This is a genomic window from Blautia sp. MSJ-9, assembly GCF_018919065.1.
Lineage (GTDB): Bacteria > Bacillota > Clostridia > Lachnospirales > Lachnospiraceae > Blautia_A.
On the sequence record NZ_JAHLQG010000002.1, the window covers coordinates 1 to 20464 of the forward strand.

Sequence of the window (20464 nt, forward strand, 5' to 3'; positions counted from 1 at the left end):
ATATACTTCATTTGCTGTAACATGCCTTTTCATTTCATATACGGCATTTTTCACAAGATCTTTCTGAATTGTATTTCTTCTGTTAGTCATTCGTCCTCCTTATTAGGATTTATTCTTAATTAGAAGTATATATTAGAAGTTTTAAAATGTCAACACTAAATTAGTAATGATTACTATTTCTAAAATAATGATAGCACTTTGTAAATATCCCTTTTTCGCACAATCTTATTCCATAATTTTTCGTTCAAAAACATATTCCATTTTAGATGATAAATCTCTTCTAAAATTGTATCCAAGTCTGTCAAAAGTTTGTACGTCTGCAGGATTTTCAATTTCTTTTTCCGCCATATATCTGACCATCTCACCACGAGCCATCTTAGCATAGGTACCTTTTGTTACCAGTTTATCCCCTGATTGTTCACAAAACGTAACCGTAATATATTTGTCTTTATCTGACAGATATTTTTCTATACATTTCGAGTATTCTTTTGATGCAAGATTAATGATAACTCTGCTATCGTCAACCACTGAACGATATAATCTTTCACCCCAGTAATCATATAGATTTTTTGTGTTTTCTATTTCAGCTTTCGCCTGCATCTCCAGGCGATAAGGCGTCACACCATCCATCGGTTTCAGAACACCATAAAACGCAGACAGTATACGCAAATGATTTTGTATATATTCAAACTGTCGGTTTTCAAACACAGAGGGTGCCATATACTGAAATGCGATCCCCTCATACGCTAAAACAGCCGGTGTAAGCATGTTATAGAGATCCATATTTTCTAACCTGTTGAAATTTTGTTCTGCAATCTTGTCATTACATTTCCAGATAGCTTTCAGTTCCTCTTTTGATTTGCTTTTCATCCAGCTTAATATCTCCACCGTCCTGTCAATAAATTCCGGCAATCCAACTGGTGCTATACTATCTGTATCAATAATCATTTTTTTTGCAGGTGATAATATAATCTTCATCACGCCAATTCCTTAAGCATGTTTTCAGGATCATCCGCCGCTCTGACTTTATCATTTGCCTTTATAATGATTCCACACTCATCAATAAGATATGTAGTTCTTACCACACCCATAGAGATTTTTCCATAGTTTTTTTTCTCTTTCCAGACATCATAGGCTTCAATAACTTTACGTTCCGGATCCGCTAAAAGTGTAAATGCAAGTCCATATTTTTCTTCAAATCTCTTATGAGATGCTATGGAATCTTTACTGACTCCAAGAATGACCGCACCCTTTTCCGTGAATTGAGGGTATCTTTCTGAAAAACCACATGCCTGCTTCGTACATCCTGCTGTATTGTCCTTTGGATAAAAATATAAAATCACTTTCTTTCCCGCATAATCGGATAATCTATGGATTTTTCCATTCTGATCTGGTAACTCAAAATCTGGTGCCTTTATTCCTACTTCCAGCATTCTTTACTCCTCCGTCTTTGCCGCTTTCTCTTTATTAACCTTTACTTTCTTATTCCCGGAAATCATTTTATGCCCTGTATATATAGCCATTATCATGCACAAAAGAGAACCCACTGCAAAATATTTATGATTTGATTTTGAACCTTTTTGTCCTGTGTAAAAAGTACCAAGCATTGTAATCAACGCTCCTAATGACCAGTATTTATGTGCCTTCATACGATACCTCCGTTTTTATATTTTTCAGTGTCTGTAACAGTAATTATACTCTACAGCAAACCTGTGTCAATTTAATAGCTAAGCAATCACAGACATTTATTATTTTTTATACGATCTATTTTTATTTGTTCACAAATAGTTTTTTTCACTTTTTCAATATCCAAAGGTTTTGCTAAATGTGCATTCATTCCTACATCTAAACATTTCTGTACATCTTCCTCAAAAGCATTGGCGGTCATTGCAATGATCGGAACTATGCCTGCATCTGGTCGATTTAATGATCGAATCGCTTTAGTAGCTGCTAGTCCATCCATTACCGGCATCATGATATCCATAAGAATTGCATCGAATGTTCCCACTGGATTATTATTGAATAATTCAACAGCCTGCTGCCCATCATTGGCCATTGTAATAATTGCACCTTCATCTTCCAAAAGCATTTCTGCAATCTCGGCATTCAACTCATTGTCCTCGACTAACATAAGATTCAAACCATGAATATTATTCTTCTTATCCGTCTCTTCCTTCTTAGCTTTTTCTGGTGCAGATGCTATCTCAAAAGGCAGTTCAATTACAAAGGTTGATCCCTTTCCAATTTCACTGGTAACAGAAATCATACCACCCATTTTATCAACCAGTTTTTTCACAATAGACATACCAAGTCCGGTTCCATGATAAACGCTGCGGGCATCCGCTTGTTCTTGTGAAAAAGGTTCAAAAATATGTTGCAGAAATTCTTCACTCATGCCAATTCCTGTATCAGAAATTGTCCAGCGATAAGTAATCACATTATCCTTTTCCTCTATACATTCCTGTTTTGTTGAAATTTTTCCACCAGGATTTGTAAATTTAATACTGTTTCCATATATATTCAAGAATATTTGTCGCAAATGCAGCGGACTTGCTATGACATACGGATGTACAAAAGCAACATCTCCTGAAAAATCCCATGAAATTTCCTTATCCGAGGCATTTCCTTCTATAATAGCCTGAATATCACAAAAAATATCAGATAAACAGACCAATTCTGATGAGAATTCTTCTCTTCCATCCTCCAATTTACTCATCTGTAAAACATCATTAATCAAGGACAATAAGTGATTTGCCGCCTTTTCCATCTTTTTGTAATTTTCACGTACAAGCTTTTCATCATCACTATGTGCCACATTGATTTTCAATAGACCAATAATTCCATTGAGTGGTGTGCGAATATCATGACTCATATTAAGAAGAAATGTAGATTTCGCCCGATTTGCAGTATCTGCTGCAATCACTGCCTTACGGAGCATTTCTTGCTGTTCAAGTTCTTTTTTCTTTTCTTCATCAATAACTTGATATGTGTAGAGTACTTGTGTCAAGCTACCTCTGTCATCTCTTGAAACCTCAATAAAACTTCCCCTCACCCAGCCGGAAAAAACACCTCTGTACTCCTTACTTAAATATCGTTGCGAATCCATACGCTGTGGCAGCGTATTTAACTCAACAAATTTTAATATATCTTGCTGATTTTTCACATTTGTGGTCTTTTTTATTGCTATGGAAATAGCCTGTTGAGAAGATGAATAACCATCAAGAATTTTAATAACTGCATCTTCTGCTTTTATAGGTACAAAAGTATCTGTTACAAGGTTAATTAAAAATACCCCTGTATAAATATCAGAAAGGGCAACTGTCATCGCATTAAGTTCCCCTATTTTCTCCTGATGCTCTTTCTCTGATTCAAGTTTGGCAATTTTATGCACTGCCTGTCTATTTGCCTTTTGCAGATGTCCCACAATAATAATATTAGAAATAACTCCCAATACAATCACGATCAATTTATCACGATTAATCTGAGTATAAAAAATCCAGCTGTGGTCTGTTGAAAAAAAGAATGCTGAATACAAAACAGCAATAACACCACTTGTTATCCCTGCAAAGTATCCAAATTGTACTACCAATGCTGAAAGCAACACAAATAATACAATATTCGGATTTGGAATGTTAAATTTATATACAATAATGCAGGCAAGGATTTGTATTATACCTGCCACTATACTTCCTTTTAGCTTAAGATTTTTATCCATGAAAACCCTCCTTTTCCATCTTTCTTCCAATACTAGAATAGACTTCTAATTTCGACTATTAATTTATTATATCTCGGATTAAGCTAAACTGTATACCGTTTTTCATTTTCCTTTATTTACAGCATTTTTAAGGCTTCTACATTTGCCTGCTTTTTATTCGTTGCGACTACGAAAATGATACAATGTAACTGTTCACGTTTCATAAAAAAGAGATATCCAGCTTATGAGATTTGGCTCACAAGTTACATATCTCTTTTATAATTATCTACTTTTCATTTTTTAATATGTTACTTAAGGTATCAAATAAATAATCCAGTCTGATTGGTTTTTCTATATGCGCATTCATTCCGGCTTTTTCTGAAGCAATCTTATCTTCATCAAAAGCATTTGCAGAAACCGCAATGATCGGGATCCTTGCCAACATTGGATTTTTCAATTTACGAATTTCTCTTGTTGCCTCATATCCATCCATGACAGGCATCTGAATGTCCATAAGGATTCCATCATAATAACCATCTTTTGCGTCTTTTACCTTTTCTACTGCTTTCTGTCCATCCACAGCCTCTTCTACAAGGAATCCTGCATCTTCCAGAATTGCCACCTCTATCTCACGGTTCAGGTCATTATCCTCAACAATCAGAATGCGTTTTCCATAGAACTGTGTCTTTTCGTCCTCTTTTGCTGCTTCACTGCTGATTTCTTTTGTTTTTTCAGCTAATTTATGGCATAACCTTACCACAAATTCACTGCCTACATTTTTCTCAGTCTGAACGCTTATCGTTCCACCCATAGCATCCACATACCGTTTGATGATTGCAAGCCCAAGCCCTGTACCGTTCAGTCCGCTGACAGTCGCACTCTGCTCCCTCATAAAAGGCTGAAACAGCTTTTCAACAAAATCCTTCTCCATTCCACAGCCATTATCTTTTACCCTGATTTCCAGATCTGCGTATCCTTCTCTGCCAGCAGGCTGCTGTTTTATCGTTAGTTCGATTCTGCCCTCCGGCTGGGTATAATTCACTGCATTTTCCAGTAGATTGGACAGTATTTCCTTTACTCTCAGACTATCGCACCAGACATACGGATACTTTAATTCAGACAGGTTTACTATGAACTGCTGATTCTTCTTTCTGCTGTTTTCGCCACTTATCAGCACTACAGCATCTATGATATCTTTAATACAGCATTCTTTTTCTTCCAGACTGATCGTTCCTGTTTCTACCCTGCTCATTTCCAGCACATCGTTTACAACTTCCAGCAGATGTTCTCCTGATATCTGGATCTTATCCAGATAATCCAGTTCCTTCTCATCATCTCCAATAGCCTCTTTTGCCAGATTGGTAAAGCCAAGTACTGCATTTAAGGGTGTCCGGATATCGTGGGACATATTAAACAGAAAACGACTCTTGCTTTCATTTGCACTTTTTGCCAGCTTCGCCAGCACATCTTTTTCCTCTGCACGTTTTCGCTCTACTTTGACCAGCTTATGATTTTCATGCATCTTTAAGGATACCGATACCAACAGTAATAGTAATGCAATTGCCACAAGCAGTAGTGCTGCACTTTTTACCGGATGGAGCATGATAAGCGTAAATAACGTTGTATTTACCAATTTTACTGTCGTATAGTCCGAAATCAAACTTTCCAGCCTGGTTTTAGGGTATGCATAAATACATTTTGTAAGGATGCCGCTTAATTCTGCATCTGCAGAAGGCATAATACTGATTCTGTAAGGATAGACCGGTTCATCCAGTACAGTGTATGTCACACTTCCACGGCTGTCCAGATTTACAAATTTCTGAGCCGTATAAAGATAAACGAAAGTTGCATCCACATCTCCATCACGTACTGCATTCATTGCATCCTCACGGGTATCAAAATATACCCGTTCTGCATCAACAGCCAGATCCTCTTCTATTCCTTCTGCTCCCTGATATCTGGCTACACCAAGTTTCCTGATCGTACCATCAAAATCTCTTCTGGTGACCATGGCAAGCCCCATATCCATATATGGAGCGGTAATGGCAACTCCATCCTCCTCTGCTGCTGTTTCGTCTGCTATTCTTGCATCCATAAAAATGTCCACGCTGCCGTCTTTCTGCCATACTTCATATTCTTCACGGTTTTTCGGGATCACAACTTCATAAGGAAGCCCCGCCTCTTCCATCAGCCCGGCAAACATGTCCGGAATGATGCCTTTTAACTTGCCATTATCCACATAGGAATAAGGTGAACGGTCAATACTGCAGGATACCCGCAGTTTCTTCTCCCCACTGGCATATTGCTGAATGATTTCTCTCTCATGTTTGGAAAAAGAAAGATTCCTGGATTCCGTCTGCCCATAGTACTGATAATTGAGAGAATCCTTCCAGTCCCCTTCTGCCAGATTCATCTGGTCAATTGCATAGTTTATCTCGTTCAACAGATGTGTGTTTCCTTTTTTCACCATAACATAAAAGTCATCCGTAGCAAACTTTTCAATAATATGCTCATTATCAATACTACGCAGGGAACTGGTCAGAGCCGCATCAATTTCTCCCTTCTGAAGCGCCGCCTTTATATCAGACTCCATGTCATAATACACCACCTGATAGGAGAACCCTTTTTCTTCTGCCAGTTTTGCAAAATCATCATTTCGGCTGTTTTCCCGGAGCATCCCTACTCTCATATTCTCATAGGTAGAGTATTCCTGCTCAATAATAGAGGTATTATCACTTTTTACCGTCAACATGGCACTGCTGGTTCCGATTGGTTTTGAGAAGTCAAACAACTTTTCCCTGTCCTCCGTTTTCTGCGCTGATGTCAGAAGATCGATTTTTCCATCTTCCAGCATATCCTGCATTTCATCCCAGCTTTTATCATAGCCAACATATTTATACTTCACATTCAGATATCTGGCCGCCATACGAAGAAAATCGTATCCGTAACCACTTCGCCTGCCATCTTCATCCATCATATGATAGCCCTCGAAAGCAAAATATCCTACACGTACAACCTCCTGTGATGTATTTGTTTCTGCATGAGCTTCCAGTGTCCCTGCATCACTACCATTCACACATGTAAATGTCATCAATATGATTATCAGGATATTTCTTACTTTCATAAAATAATGTTTCTGTTTCATTTTATCTTCGCCCAATCCTCCTTAAAAAAACAAAGCAGGAGATGCCCGTAAAATATAAATAAGGCATTCTTCTGCTTTACTTTCTGCAACTGGCTGCCATTTCAGGCCCTATAGCTTTGCGTCACAGTCTTTCGGCTGCTTTGCCCTATTTCTTCTTTTGATTTGATTATATACTCACCACAAATTACTGTCCATTCATTTTCTGCTGATTTCTCATTCATTTACATATTCTTTTAAAGCCCTTCCAATATCTTTCAAATGAATTGGCTTTGAAAGATAGCCATCCATTCCAGCTTCCTCACAGATATTTCTGTCTCTTGCCAGGGTATTCGCCGTCATGGCAATAATGCAAATATCATGATCGTGCCGTTTCGATGCTCTGATCTGTTTCGTTGCTTCTACACCGTCCATAACCGGCATCTGCATATCCATAAAAATAGCAAAATACTCATTTTGCGCTGAGTTCTCATATTTCTGAACTGCCTGTTCACCATCTTCTGCAAGTTCAGCTGTAAGTCCGATACTTTGCAATAATTCTACTGCAATTTCCGCATTCAGTGCATTATCTTCTGCAAGCAGGACTTTCTTTCCTTTAAATTCAGATGGCAGGAAATTCTGTTCCTCATTTGCATTGATGACCAGTTCACGTTCCTTTATAGACGGTTCTCCAAATGGAATCTCTACAATAAATGTAGAGCCTTTTCCCAGTTGGCTCTCCACCTGTAATGTTCCATGCATCAGTTCTGTGAACCCTTTTACCACAGACATTCCAAGACCAGTTCCCTCTGTAGCAGAAATCTGTTTGTCATCTGCACGGCTGTATTCTTCGCAAATATGTTTGAGATAATCCTGGCTCATGCCGATTCCATTGTCCTCACAGGTAAAGCGATAACGATTTCCCAGCACTTCTTCTAACGTAACCTTTATTCTTCCACCAGATTCTGTATATTTAATAGCATTTGAAACAATATTTACCATAATCTGACTGAAGCGACTGGAATCTCCTACTACTACATGTTCCCTGAAATTGGAGGAGAAAGTCAGATTCTGTTTCTTCCTCTCTGCCAGAGGCAGCAATATTTTCATACTGTCTCTCATACACTCATCCGGATTGAACGGTTTATAGACCAATTCAACATGTCCATGCGACAGCTGGTTCACATCCAGAATCGAATTGATCATGGTCAGAAGATAATTTCCCTCTGACGTGATATTTTCCAGTGCATTATCCAGTTTCTCCGGCTCATTCTGATACTTTTTTGCAATCTGAGTCATTCCGAGAACTACATTTAAAGGTGTTCGTATGTCATGGCTCATCTTTGAAAAGAAATTTATTTTTGCATCATTGGCTCTTTTTGCATCCATAAGAGCTTCCGATAACTGCTCCGATATCCGCAGCTGTTTGTTTTTTGCCTTTGTCGATTCTATATATAATCCGACAATCATCAGAACAAAAAACAACAATCCAGCCAAAACAACCAGATACATTGGATGGTCAAACAAATACGCTCCCAGATTCGGTATGTCGGTCTTATCCAGATACTCCTGAACAAGTTCATCGCTCTTATTCACTGAAACCTGCTTCAGTGTCTTTTTCCACAGACTGACAAAATTATGGTCAGCCTTATGATTGATTCCCATCTTGACTTCCAGTGTCATTCCTGGAACAATCTCTACACTGAGCCTGTTCTGAACATCATCCCTAGCAACTTTCTGAGCGGTATAGCTCATCATCAGCGCACCATCTATTTCACCGGAAATAATCTTTTGAACACATTGCCCCGTGTTTTCCAATAGAATGAGTTCTGCATTCGGCCAGGACGAATCAATGATTTCTTTCATTGCAAGATTCTCTTCCGTCACACCAATCCTGCGCATTTTTCCAGAAGAGCCTCTTCGTTTCAGTACAGATGCCGTTGTTGTCAAATAGGAATCCGTTAGTTTATATTTATAATCCCCCTCATCCGAATAATAACTGTCCATGTCTATACAGACATCCACATTTCCTGTTTCCAGCAGTTCTTTGTATTCCTGCCTTGAAGACACCGGAATTATTTCATAATCCAGCCCCAGTGCTTTTACTGTTTCTGCAAAAAGATCGGCAGTTATTCCATATCCATGATCATCCTCATACCAGGAATATGGATTATTATCTGGATTCATGACCGCACGGATCGTTGTATGTTCTGCCTGCATCTTTTTCAGTAAAGCTTTCTCATCGTCAGTAAGTTCCGTATTGGAATCCTGTGAACCATAGTATTCATTGTACAGATTGACCCGCCAGTTAGGAGATTCTATATTCATTTCATCAATCGCTTTATCCAGTCTGTCAAGCAGTTTCTGGTCTTCTTTTCTTGCCATGAAATAATAAGGTGTTTCTCCAAAATCCTCTATGGTTGTCTCATCTTCCGGTGTGCGGATATAACTGTTTACAAGTGCATCCACCTCACCGTTGATCAATGCATTAGAAAGATCCGTTGGTGTATCATAATAAACAATAGAACAATCGAAACCTTTTTCTTTTGTGAACTGAATAAATCTGTCATTATAGGTATGCCTTTTCAGCAAACCAATCTTCAGTCCATTATAAGTAGAATAATCACCTGCGATCACTATTTGATTGCCTCTTTTCACATTCATACAGGTTGTTGATGTGATCGCCGGATGTTTTGAAAATGCAAATTCCTCTTCTCTTTCCGGTGTGATCTTTGCTGCCGTATAAATATCAACTTCTCCATTCTGCAGCATTTCCTCGCATTCTTTTGCACTCTTCTCATAGCCTACATAGGAAAAAGTACATTGCAGATACTCTGAAAGATCCTGCATCATATCATAGCCATATCCATATTTTTTTCCATTGCTGTCCTGCATATGGTAACAGTCATATGCATAAAACGCCACCTTATAATCCGGGGTATCCACCTGGGGTACATAATCTGCGTACACCGGACAGCAACATAGCACCAGGAGCAGCATTCCGCATAATAGTGCTGTTATTTTTTTCTTCACTTTTTGTTTTCCCTTCTATCTTTCCTGGTTATCGTTTTATCGTTCTTTTTTTGGAGTACATCAGATTGTCTGCTATGTGATAGATATCTTCTATATCTCTTGATACCCCTTCTGCAATGCCAAATGAGATACCATATCCTTCTATGTTAGCCTGCAGTGTAGCAGTTTTTTCTTCCATATGTCTGACTCCGGTTTCAAAAACTGTGCGCTCTACATTTTCTGCCAGCACACAAAATTCATCTCCTCCGAGCCGGAAGCATTTTCCCAGATTCTGGAATGAATCCTGCAATATTTCTGCAGTCTTACAGATAATCTGATCTCCATAAGAATGACCATAGCTGTCATTTGCCTTTTTTAACCCATTCATATCCGCAATCAAAATAATAATACGTACATTTTCCAGGCTCTCCAGACGACTTTTTTCCTGATCATATGCAAAACGGTTTCCCAGTTGTGTCATTCCATCTGTATAAGCCATCTTTACCAAAACAGCTCTTTCGATATCTGACCTTTGCATTGCCCTTACTTCACGGATCAGACTTATTCCAGAATTTATTACAAATAAACAGATGCCGATAATTAAAATCCTTCCGCTGTTTTTCTTATCGATCAAAAGAAAATATCCAAATTCCAAAACTGTACTTAATACCAGGATGAATATTCCACTATATAATTTTCTTTCCTCTTTTTCAGCATTTCTTACAGACAGCAATAACACTAATAAGCCAACAACTGTCAGTCCAAGATATATTCTGTTCAACCCCTGGGATTCAAATTCCGAACAGATTCCTGTCATAGACCAGAACAGCTGGAAAATATTCAAAAATATTCCGCCAAGATACAACAACTGCAGATATATTTTTTTCTTAAATTCCTCATAGCTAAGTAAAAAGCGTACTAATAAAACTGGCATCATGCCATATGTAAAATAGCTCAGATAAATAACAACTGGAATATTACGTACAAACATTTCCAGAATATGCGTTTCAATCAGCATCCATAATCCGGTATCTATGGAAAACAATGCCAGAAAAAAGAACTGACTGCTTCTTTTTTTACGAAGCAGCGGCAGACCATAGAGCATCATCACACATCCCAACACGATCAAAAACACTGTCAGCACCAGATACACAGATACATTTTTCAGGATCATGAGCATAAGAGCCGGTTGTGTTCCCCAAAAAATATTCGGAACATAACCGGATACAACCTGCATCTCATACTCTGGCTTTAATTCAATCGTTAATGTTTTTCCATCATAATCATCACCAAGCTTCACGCTTCTCCAAAACGATCCATATCCCAGCAGAAAAGGATAATCAAATGGATCTCCACTGTCATAGACCAGTTCATCATCCAGATAGACCTTTGCACCGCTCTGCCTGCTGCGGAACAAAATGCTGTCTCCTTCTCCCAGTTCACTCTTATGCAGAACTGTTTTTACAGAAATTGTATCCAGATCAGGATTTTCAATCATACAGGAAAGTGCTGTATCGATTTTTTTATTTCCCCAGCTTACCTCAAATATATTTTCCATTTTCTGACACTTTTCAATAGAAAAACCATTATAATTCACTGGTCCATATAAACACATTACAATAATTCCGATTATTACAATCACTCCAAGGATTTTCAGGAACCAGTCCAGATATTTATTTCTGTCTTTTCTCATAAATTGTGCCAAAGTTTCTTCTTTCATATTCGGCCTCCGGCTTTAAATTGTACACTTTTAAGCAATAATTATATGTAAGTGTATTTTCAGATATTATACTAATCCTAGTATATTATAGCCCCCCCCCCGCAAATTGTGTCAATTTATTATAGTAATCCCCGTAAATAATTCATCTTATATTGCAAAAACTCTTCACCGAATTGATCAGTGAAGAGTTTTTCTTCATTTACTCCGTCTGGCTATCTGCCCCCCGCTTGCAAATCCACGGAGGGTTTTCTCCAGCACCGCAATATCCAGCGGCTTCGCAATATGTGCATCCATACCAGCACCCATACAGTGCTGCACATCTTCTGAAAATGCATTGGCTGTCATGGCAATGATCGGGATTGTCTTTCCTATTGGATTGTTTCCGCTTCTGATGGCTCTGGTTGCTTCCAGGCCATTCATCTTCGGCATCTGCACGTCCATAAGGACTGCATCATACTCTCCCGGTTTTACATTTTTAAACGCTTCTACGATTGCTTCTCCATCCGGGTAGATTGTACAGGAAGCGCCATACATCTCCAGAATCTCATTCAGGATTTCTGCATTCAATTCATTATCCTCTGCACAAAGGAAATGCATACCATTCAAGATAGAAGTATTCTCTGTTTCTGAAACAGAATCCGTGATCGTTCTGAACATTGCTGTCTCCAAATTGGACGCAAAGAACGGACGGGCAATAATTCCATCCACACCACTTTTCAGGATGCTTTCTTCTGCTTCATCCTGCATATAGTCCACACAAAAGATCAATACTGCATTCCCGGACATGCTTTTCAATAATCCAACGGTTTCTGACAAAGTCATATTTTTAATGCAGCCCGACAGCAGAATCACATCTGCCTCTTCCTGAGTCAGCCATCCAGTTGCCTCTTCCTCCGTAGATACACAGGAAAACTCTACCGGTGCCTCACTGAAAGAAGCCTTCATGTTTTTCTTTAACCTGTCTTCACTGGAAATCAGCAAAATTCGTTTTGCACCAAGCGGATAAGTTCTTTCCTTGTTGATTGGAAGAGTTAAGATGACTTCAAAACGGCTTCCACGTCCGATTTCACTGTCCACATGGATTTCTCCACCCATAAGATCCACAATATTCTTTGTGATTGCCATTCCAAGTCCGGTTCCCTGTACTTTGTTGGTCACAGAATTTTCTGCTCTTGTAAATGGCTCAAATATATGTCCCACAAACTCCGGTGCCATTCCATATCCGTTATCAGTTACCGTAATGATAAACTTTGCATGATCCTTTTTATTGCAACGCACCTCAGTGAGATCAAACGTAATATCGCCGCCATTTGGTGTATATTTTACCGCATTGGATAACAGGTTCAGTGCAATCTGCCGCAATCGGACACCATCACAAATCAGATATTCATGTACCACCTCATTCACGCGAATGTGGAAGTTCTGATGATGCTCATTTGTCTGGGCACGAATCATGCTGTCAATCTGACCTACCTGTTCTGCAAGACTGACATTCTCCACATTCAGCTTCACCTCTTTTGATTCAATACGGCTCATATCCAAAATATCATTAATCAGGCCCAGCAAATGTCTGCTGGAAAGCTGCACTTTATCAATATAAGTGTGCATTTTATCTGAAATTCCAGTTTCATGTTCCATCAGTCCGGTGATTCCTACGATTGCATTCATTGGAGTACGGATATCGTGAGACATATTTGAAAGGAAATCTGTCTTTGCCCTGCTTGCAGCTTCTGCCGCCTGCGTTGCACGCTCTGCTTTCTCAGCAGCAAGCTTCAAATCTTCGTTTATTTTCTCAAGGACTTCATTATTTTTCTTTTCGACCGCCAGTGCAAGTTTCTGCTGTTTTTTCATCAAAAGGAAAATCGTGATCACACTGACCAGCACAAGTACAACTGCAAAAATCATGACAAGCCGGACTGTCACATTGATCAGTTTCACTGTATTCATAGCTACATATTGTGACGGCACAAGAAAAATCAGGACCCATTCGGCATTATCCATCTTATACAGGGAATAATAAATTTCCTCATCATGCAGCAATGCATTGGAATAAGCAAGACCATTTTTATCCAGCTCAGCTCTTGTATCTTCAAAAGAACTTCCATGAAGATATTTTAAACTATCCAGAGAACTATATACATTGAACCCTTTCAGCAGATCCCCACTACTACTACTAAACAGCTTTAATCCATCTGAATCTGCGACATACACACTGTTGTTTCCATCATAGGCCTTGCAGTTAAAATACGGATTTAACTGTTCCATATCCTGTGATATGCCAAAGTACTGTATCTGGATATTTTCATCTTCAAATATCACTGGGTCAGAAAGTTTCTGAAGAAAAACCATTTTGGATTCATCATACGTCAATGAATTAGAAACGAAACTAACCCGTTCCGGTAAAGACGCAAGGTACTCCCTTTCTGGAAGCATCCCCTGTGTTCCGGATTCTGTATAATATTTTCCATTCTGGTCCACTGCAATAAAATCTATCTGTCTGCTGTCAAAATCCTCCAGATATGCCTGCTTTTCCATAAACTTCAGGAAGTCATCCTGATTCTCCGGATTCTGATCAAGCAGCTTCCTGCAGCTGTCGGCTGTTCTTCCCCACTGATTCTCCACTACGTCTTCCAGTCCGGAATAGAGCTGTGTGGTAACTTCCTTCATCTGATTGAGACGCTCTGCATAAAGTGTTTCGTCTATGTAATAATCGTAAAATTTCAGGAATCCGACAACACCTACAAGTGCAATGACAAGCACAACCACAATACTGATCAGAGATTGGCTATATTCTTTTTTTCTGCTCTTTCTTCCACTTACTTTTTTTCCCATTGTTACTCCCAGACAATGTCTTTTGCAGACAATGTTTCAAACTGGCTGAGATACTCTTTCGCCGCATCCAGTCCTAATACACCACTGTCCTGAATATTACCTTCCTCCTGCACTTCATCGGTTGCACCACAGATGACTATGGTATAGGTAGTATCATCTTTAAATTCCATTCCGTCTTTTGCGGCAAGTACGTACGGGAATGCCACACTGTTTCCACTGCGTTCATATCCAGTCTGCATCAGCTCCTTGATCCGTTTTCCGGTAAGTGTAACCGTCTGGATATTTTTGCTCCATCCGGTCGGCAGGATGGAAACAATTTCCTGGTCAGAAACTCCCATAGGGAATAATGCCCCGCTCACACCCTCCTGGTTCATTTCAAAAGCATCTTTATCATACAGCCATGGATTCGTAGAAATCAGAGCTGCATCTGCATTCACAGCTTTTGCAAAGCAGATACCTACCAGTTTTGCACAGGTATCCATATCCAGGGTTTCTGTTACCGTTGTATAATTATCAACTTCGTTTTCTGTAATCAGGCTCTGATTATCATCAAATGCCTTAATAATATCATCCACACTTGCATTTCCCTTAATATACTCGATCATCGTCTCTCCCACCGGAACAACAATGTTCTCCCAGCCAGAATAAACAAAGGAAGCTGTATGGCCGGAATTTAATTCATCTAATATGTCCGAATAGTAACTATCTTTCTCAATTTTTGCGTCTTTCAGTGGAATAATCCGTGAATTATTCTGTGATGGGTCCATGGATTCCATTCCCTCAACTGTGGAAAGGACTTCCATCACATGCATGGCATCTTCCAGCTTCTGTTCATTTCCCTTTTCACCAAGTTCCTTATTCAGTCCAACATAGCGGCTTACATTCAGGATAAATACATTCTGGTCTCCATCTTCGGAAAGATACGGCATCAGACGGTATTCATCCGTTGCATCATTCTCTGCTGTAAGGTCATTACTGTTTCCCATCAAAAATAAGGTATTTCCCTTCAACACCTCAGCCTTGGTATCCGAATCACTGTCCGGCGTGCCATTGGCATTCAGCATTCCCAGATCCCGCCACTTTTCTATACTCTGTACTGCTTTCACCATCTCCGGTGTATCTGAAACATTGGCATCACCATTCAGAAAATCCTCCTGCCATGTCAGTCCGTCAATCGTACTTAAGAAACCGGTATCTGCAATGTTGCAGAGGAACTGAAAACCAAATCCCGGATACTGCAGCTGGTCAAGGCACAAGGTATAACCAGCTTCCTCTACCTTTGGCGCCAGTTCTTCCAATTCTTTAAAGCTTGTAGGCAACTTCCATCCGTTCTTATCTAATAAAGTTTTATTGTAAGTAATTCCAAGTGCATTATATCCCATTGGCAGCATATAAATACCACCGTCCAGTGTCACTTCGCGCAGACGGGACTGTACATAATCGCCAGTAAAATCATAACCGGAAAGATCCAAGAAATCTGCTTTGTCATCATAACGGCCAGGGAGATAATACGTGGTAAAATAAATGTCCGGCATCTCTCCTGTCTTCCGCATATCCAGCATATAAGTAGAAGTATTTTGTCCATTATATGGAATCACTTCCAGATTGATCTCCGGATATTTTTCTTTTACTATATCCACAAACGTTGACATATTTCTATAAGGAGCATTCATTGTAATGACCGGATGGTCACTGGAATTATCTGCTGATTTGCTGTCTGTGTTTTTCTCGTCTCCACTGAAACCACAACCGCTAAGCAATAAAGCTGTACAGGTAACAGCCAGTACTGCTGCAAGTATTTTCCCCTTTCGCATATCTCTCATTCCTTCCCTTTTTAATAATTTTCGTATGTGTTTATGCTCAAAATGTCTTTTAACAACATAATATTTGTTCTGTTGTACTTGAGGTACTAAAATAAATTAAATTTTACTGTAACTGAAACATGAGATGTGTGATTATTTCAACTGAAAGGATTTTTACCTAAAATAGGGTAAAAAATCCCTACTATTTTATGTATAATAAAGAGAAGTCCTTGAAACTCGACTTTTTTCGGCATATAATTTATTTATATGTATGCTTAAACAATGGTCTTAAATTATTAAAGTACAACAGAACAAATATTATGTGACAATCAGTCCCAGTCGCTCCATCTGTCTTGCATGAACCGCCCCACTCTCTGCAGTATAAATCCTTGTAGTAGTCAAATTTGTATGCCCCAGAATATCCGCCAGTCTGGACAGATCTTTTTCAATAGAATAAAACGTCCTTGCAAACAAATGACGCAGATTATGCGGAAACACCTTCTTCTCAGAAACTCCGGCGCTCTCGCACAATTTTTTCATATCCCTCCAAATATTGCTCCGGTCAAGCGGCTTTCCCGTCCTTGTCGTAAACACTGCCCCCGCAGTCTTTTTTTGATTCCGGATATATTTTTTCAACACCTTTCTCAGCTGGTCCGGCAGAAACACAACTCTCCGCTTCCCTTTGTTCGCGATCTCAGCCCTTCCACTCTGTACAGCTTCCACCGTAATAAATTTCAGTTCCGATACCCGGATGCCAGTTGCACAAATCGTCTGGATTACCAGAGCCAGCCTTTCATTCTCTTTCGCCTGAGCAGCTTTCACCAGACGGATATACTCTTCCCGTGTAAGTTCCCTTTCTTCTTCCAAAAACAAAGACCGCTGGATTTTTAACGGCTTCACCGTCAGTTCCATCCACCCCATAAACCGCAGATATCCGTTCACAGCTGCCAACATGGCATTTACCGAAGCAGGTGCATATCTAGCAATCAGCTCCTGTTTCCAATTTATCAATAGAGATTTGCTTATAACCCTGTCCTGCAAAAATTCCAACAGTGAATACAGGTCGTGAGCATATTTTTGTATTGTGGCATTGCTGCGTTCCTGTTCTTTCAAGTATAGCAAGTAATCCTGAATGTATAATTCATTAATAGCTGGCATTTCTGTCTGCATAATAGTTCCTCCTGATCAACACTAAAGTAACCATTATTCTACCAAAAAATACAGTTATCTATGCATTCACTACAGTAAAGAACAGGTACCTGAAAATAACCCAGATGCCTGTTTATATCGGATATATTTGTTTATCACAGCCTCTCCGCGGACAATAAAAAAGCCCCGGAGTCGTGACCTCCGGGGCTTACCCCTAGACAAGAGCTGTTTTGTATCATTTTGCCTGCAAACATTATAACATACGCAATTATTATTATCAATGATTTTATTACATATCTTCTACTCTCAAGTACGTTAGATTACTGTTCAGAATTTACTTAGATAACCACCGCAAATAGCAAAAAGGCTATTCCCTATTGCCGTAGGGGATAGCCCGTGTTGTTTGACTTGTAACTTTTGAAAGACAATTCTCCATTCTAATACCAACCAAGCTGGAGAATTGCCAATGATGTATAATTACATACTCAGATTTAATCCATAATCTACTCCCAATAGTGAACGGCTGTTCCATGTAACGGATTTCCTTTTTGTATTATACTTTACATTAGCATAATAGCATAAAAATACCCGAAATTACAGATAAAAAATCTGCCACCTATACAGGGTAAAAATAACATTTTCTGGGTAAATCGCCTCCGCAGAGACAAATTCTCCGCAACCTGTCCGCGGATTACTCCATTTTACCAAGTCTCTGTAGTGGCTCTGTTCGAATTGTAGTGGCCCGCCTGAAGAATGTGAGATTTTTTACGTTACTCAATTCCTGGATATTTTCGTACAAACCTGTGCATACAAGATATACGGGGTAATTGGCTCTTAGCCATCTTCCATATTCAGCGACAAACCTTACCATTTCATCTGTTTTTGCAATTTCATCAATACCAATCAAGATTTTTTTCTGCTTCTTTTGCGCTTCTTGAATCATCTCTTCAACTTCGATTCCAATATCAAAAAACTTATCGTCGCTATATCCGAAATCGCCACCGTTTTCTTTCTTTTTTGAAAATCCTTCTTTTGAAAGCATTGCTGCAATTTGCATTAAGATATTTCCGTCCGAATTAACGTCACAGTTAACATCACAAACAAGCCATCCATTCTTTTTCAGCTCATCTTCTACTTTTGCAAGAATAAATTTTTTCCCTAATTCCTCAACACCAGTAATTTTGTATACTGACTCAGATGGTCTCTCATAGCTAAAATTATCAAGTATTTCCATTGTTTTTTCTATAAGTTTAATGATATACTCGTTATACCTCTCTTCTGCTTCTCTACATCCTTGTTCATATCCCTCTTCAAATCCTTCCCTGTAAGCCGCCTCAAGCACTGATTCTCTATGTATTTCCATATATTTCTCCATTCATCTTCTAATCCAACTCTCAGTCCTGCCGTTCTCCCGTACAGGAGTGATCCCCCCTCGATAAGGTTTCAGATACTTGTGACCTTTCGGGAACTATTGAAGCTTCACATGCCTCTCCGTATGCACTTGTTTTTGTATACGGATTTTTTCTCGGACGCAGCTTCATAATATCATATTTTTTGCGCACAATCATCTCACCTCCAAAACGGTTGTTCATATAATTTTGTTGCCTTTCTTGCAGATATGAATTAGTTGTCTCAAAACTTGCGACAATTGATTAACGTCACTATATATGAATTTTGACTTGAAAAATATCAATAAATGAATTATGCTAATAAAGTGTTAATACTTCAAGAGTTGTATGGGATTCAAAAAAGTGAATTCGAATTCACTTTTTTTGAATCCCATATATCATTCTAATCGAACACCTCAGATACCCTCTTATATATTACCCCATCCATTAATCATTTCGTAGCAACTATAGGCTGCACGTTGTATACTCTCAGACTCACCAAACCAAGGATCAGGCAACAATACTGATACTATCTTCTGGCGTAGCTCTTTCGCAATTGCTATTATATGCAGTTTCTCTTCTATACCTTCTGTAGACTTCTGAACATTACGATCATTTTGCGCAAAAATCCCCATCGAATAGATAAGTACATCCAGGAGTGTAATGTTAATATGCATCTGTTGTTTGGAAAATTCAATGTAACCTTCATTTAATTTTTTCAACTGCCCCATCATCTGTTGCAGCTCATCAGCAACCATCTCCTGATATTCCCTATCAATTCTAGGTATTGGTTCGCTCTGGAAATATGACAATCTCATTGCTTGTAATTTGTACAGTATCTCTTTTTCGTCTACAGTTAAATTAATCTTCATCGTTTTCACCCTAACTATGTCTAATCAAAAAATACCAATATATCAACCCTTTATGAGTATTGTAAACACATTAGCATCTGAAAGCAATAGACAAATAAATTGACACAAAAAAAGTTAACGCCTAACAGGTCTATATTCCTCTGGTACATATAGACTCTGCGTATGATACATAGTCATCTCCCATAATCCGCAGACATAATTTGCTTTAAAACACCATCTATATAGGCCACATACTTCATGTTCCTTTCCAACATCATCTATGTCTGTCCATTTTTTATAAATTCCATTATCCTTTTTTAGCTGCACATAGAAAATACCAATAGATTTTAATATTCTCATGCGTAATTCTGCCCATATATCATCTGCAATCTGCTCATATGGCAAACTTGCATCATATGGGGTTTGTAATATACTTCGCCATACATACGTGACACCGTTATCATGGTGCACCCTACACTGTACAGATGACAGTACAACATATCCGCTATGTTCCTTCTTGGGCACAAGTCCTCTTTGGGCGTTAGCCCTCTCTCTCGCAATACGCTTTAGGTTACCATTAAGATTTATCTGCCTTTTTAACAGTTCCTCTAAATAATTTTTTTCTTTAGTGACCCTTTCCAGTTGCCGCTCAACATCATCTATTTTGTATTGCATTTCCTTCTCTAGGTTTTTGTATTTTTCTAGCTGCTCTCCACAATATTCAACATTTTCCTCCGCAGTTAGCTGCGCCTGTTCTGCAGTTTTGATCCTCTTCTGCATGTCTGCATATTCTGCTGCACTCAATCGTACCTCTGTCAATTCCGGATCTGATGCACCTGCAGATGTTTCTACCAATATTCCGAGGCTTCCTTTTTTCATGTATTTCATGTCATCA

The 20464-nt window shown here is 38.9% G+C and carries 13 protein-coding genes, 1 pseudogene and 1 riboswitch; all 14 genes and pseudogenes read right to left on the minus strand.

The annotated features are described in order from the left end of the window. A pseudogene (locus KQI87_RS17060) lies at positions 1 to 90 on the minus strand (Fur family transcriptional regulator); the annotation flags it as partial. 135 nt (positions 91 to 225) lie between these two features. Next, positions 226 to 978: a peroxide stress protein YaaA gene (gene yaaA / locus KQI87_RS00020; RefSeq protein ID WP_216458353.1), complete on the minus strand. Its 753-nt coding sequence runs from the start codon at positions 976 to 978 to the stop codon at positions 226 to 228. After that, complete coding sequence (locus KQI87_RS00025) at positions 978 to 1433, minus strand: peroxiredoxin (RefSeq protein ID WP_216458354.1); 456 nt, start codon at positions 1431 to 1433, stop codon at positions 978 to 980. Before KQI87_RS00025 ends, yaaA begins: the two co-directional genes overlap by 1 nt. Before the next feature lie 3 nt (positions 1434 to 1436). Continuing rightward, positions 1437 to 1649: a DUF6219 family protein gene (locus KQI87_RS00030; RefSeq protein WP_216458355.1), complete on the minus strand. Its 213-nt coding sequence runs from the start codon at positions 1647 to 1649 to the stop codon at positions 1437 to 1439. A gap of 86 nt (positions 1650 to 1735) precedes the next feature. Then, entirely contained in the window at positions 1736 to 3715 is a 1980-nt protein-coding gene (locus KQI87_RS00035) for an ATP-binding protein (protein ID WP_216458356.1), read from the minus strand. Positions 3716 to 3980: 265 nt separating this feature from the next. Continuing rightward, a complete protein-coding gene (locus KQI87_RS00040) occupies positions 3981 to 6854 on the minus strand; it encodes a transporter substrate-binding domain-containing protein (protein WP_216458357.1) in 2874 nt (957 codons plus the stop codon). A 66-nt stretch (positions 6855 to 6920) separates the two neighbouring features. Then, positions 6921 to 6994, minus strand: a riboswitch (cyclic di-GMP riboswitch). Positions 6995 to 7052: 58 nt separating this feature from the next. Then, a complete protein-coding gene (locus KQI87_RS00045) occupies positions 7053 to 9848 on the minus strand; it encodes an ATP-binding response regulator (protein ID WP_216458358.1) in 2796 nt (931 codons plus the stop codon). 28 nt (positions 9849 to 9876) lie between these two features. Next, positions 9877 to 11547, minus strand: a complete 1671-nt coding sequence (locus KQI87_RS00050) for a GGDEF domain-containing protein (protein WP_216458359.1) — start codon at positions 11545 to 11547, stop codon at positions 9877 to 9879. 195 nt (positions 11548 to 11742) lie between these two features. Beyond that, positions 11743 to 14379, minus strand: a complete 2637-nt coding sequence (locus tag KQI87_RS00055) for a hybrid sensor histidine kinase/response regulator (protein ID WP_216458360.1) — start codon at positions 14377 to 14379, stop codon at positions 11743 to 11745. A gap of 2 nt (positions 14380 to 14381) precedes the next feature. After that, positions 14382 to 16193 carry an ABC transporter substrate-binding protein gene (locus tag KQI87_RS00060; RefSeq protein WP_216458361.1) on the minus strand — a complete coding sequence of 604 codons (1812 nt, stop codon included), beginning with the start codon at positions 16191 to 16193 and terminating at the stop codon, positions 14382 to 14384. 306 nt (positions 16194 to 16499) lie between these two features. After that, entirely contained in the window at positions 16500 to 17351 is an 852-nt protein-coding gene (locus tag KQI87_RS00065; protein ID WP_216458362.1) for a tyrosine-type recombinase/integrase, read from the minus strand. A gap of 670 nt (positions 17352 to 18021) precedes the next feature. Then, positions 18022 to 18693: a hypothetical protein gene (locus tag KQI87_RS00070; RefSeq protein ID WP_216458363.1), complete on the minus strand. Its 672-nt coding sequence runs from the start codon at positions 18691 to 18693 to the stop codon at positions 18022 to 18024. A 453-nt stretch (positions 18694 to 19146) separates the two neighbouring features. Next, positions 19147 to 19590, minus strand: coding sequence for a hypothetical protein (locus KQI87_RS00075; RefSeq protein WP_216458364.1), 444 nt, complete (start codon positions 19588 to 19590; stop codon positions 19147 to 19149). A 114-nt stretch (positions 19591 to 19704) separates the two neighbouring features. Continuing rightward, positions 19705 to 20457, minus strand: a complete 753-nt coding sequence (locus tag KQI87_RS00080; RefSeq protein ID WP_216458365.1) for a hypothetical protein — start codon at positions 20455 to 20457, stop codon at positions 19705 to 19707. Positions 20458 to 20464 lie beyond the last annotated feature (7 nt).

Excerpts from the sequence above, each read along its gene's own strand:
- KQI87_RS00080 (WP_216458365.1), bottom strand. The coding sequence starts at position 20,457 with ATGAAATACATGAAAAAAGGAAGCCTCGGAATATTGGTAGAAACATCT.
- KQI87_RS00075 (WP_216458364.1), bottom strand. The coding sequence starts at position 19,590 with ATGAAGATTAATTTAACTGTAGACGAAAAAGAGATACTGTACAAATTA.
- yaaA (WP_216458353.1), bottom strand. The coding sequence starts at position 978 with ATGAAGATTATATTATCACCTGCAAAAAAAATGATTATTGATACAGAT.
- KQI87_RS00065 (WP_216458362.1), bottom strand. The coding sequence starts at position 17,351 with ATGCAGACAGAAATGCCAGCTATTAATGAATTATACATTCAGGATTAC.
- KQI87_RS00035 (WP_216458356.1), bottom strand. The coding sequence starts at position 3,715 with ATGGATAAAAATCTTAAGCTAAAAGGAAGTATAGTGGCAGGTATAATA.
- KQI87_RS00070 (WP_216458363.1), bottom strand. The coding sequence starts at position 18,693 with ATGGAAATACATAGAGAATCAGTGCTTGAGGCGGCTTACAGGGAAGGA.
- KQI87_RS00060 (WP_216458361.1), bottom strand. The coding sequence starts at position 16,193 with ATGCGAAAGGGGAAAATACTTGCAGCAGTACTGGCTGTTACCTGTACA.
- KQI87_RS00050 (WP_216458359.1), bottom strand. The coding sequence starts at position 11,547 with ATGAAAGAAGAAACTTTGGCACAATTTATGAGAAAAGACAGAAATAAA.
- KQI87_RS00030 (WP_216458355.1), bottom strand. The coding sequence starts at position 1,649 with ATGAAGGCACATAAATACTGGTCATTAGGAGCGTTGATTACAATGCTT.
- KQI87_RS00025 (WP_216458354.1), bottom strand. The coding sequence starts at position 1,433 with ATGCTGGAAGTAGGAATAAAGGCACCAGATTTTGAGTTACCAGATCAG.
- KQI87_RS00055 (WP_216458360.1), bottom strand. The coding sequence starts at position 14,379 with ATGGGAAAAAAAGTAAGTGGAAGAAAGAGCAGAAAAAAAGAATATAGC.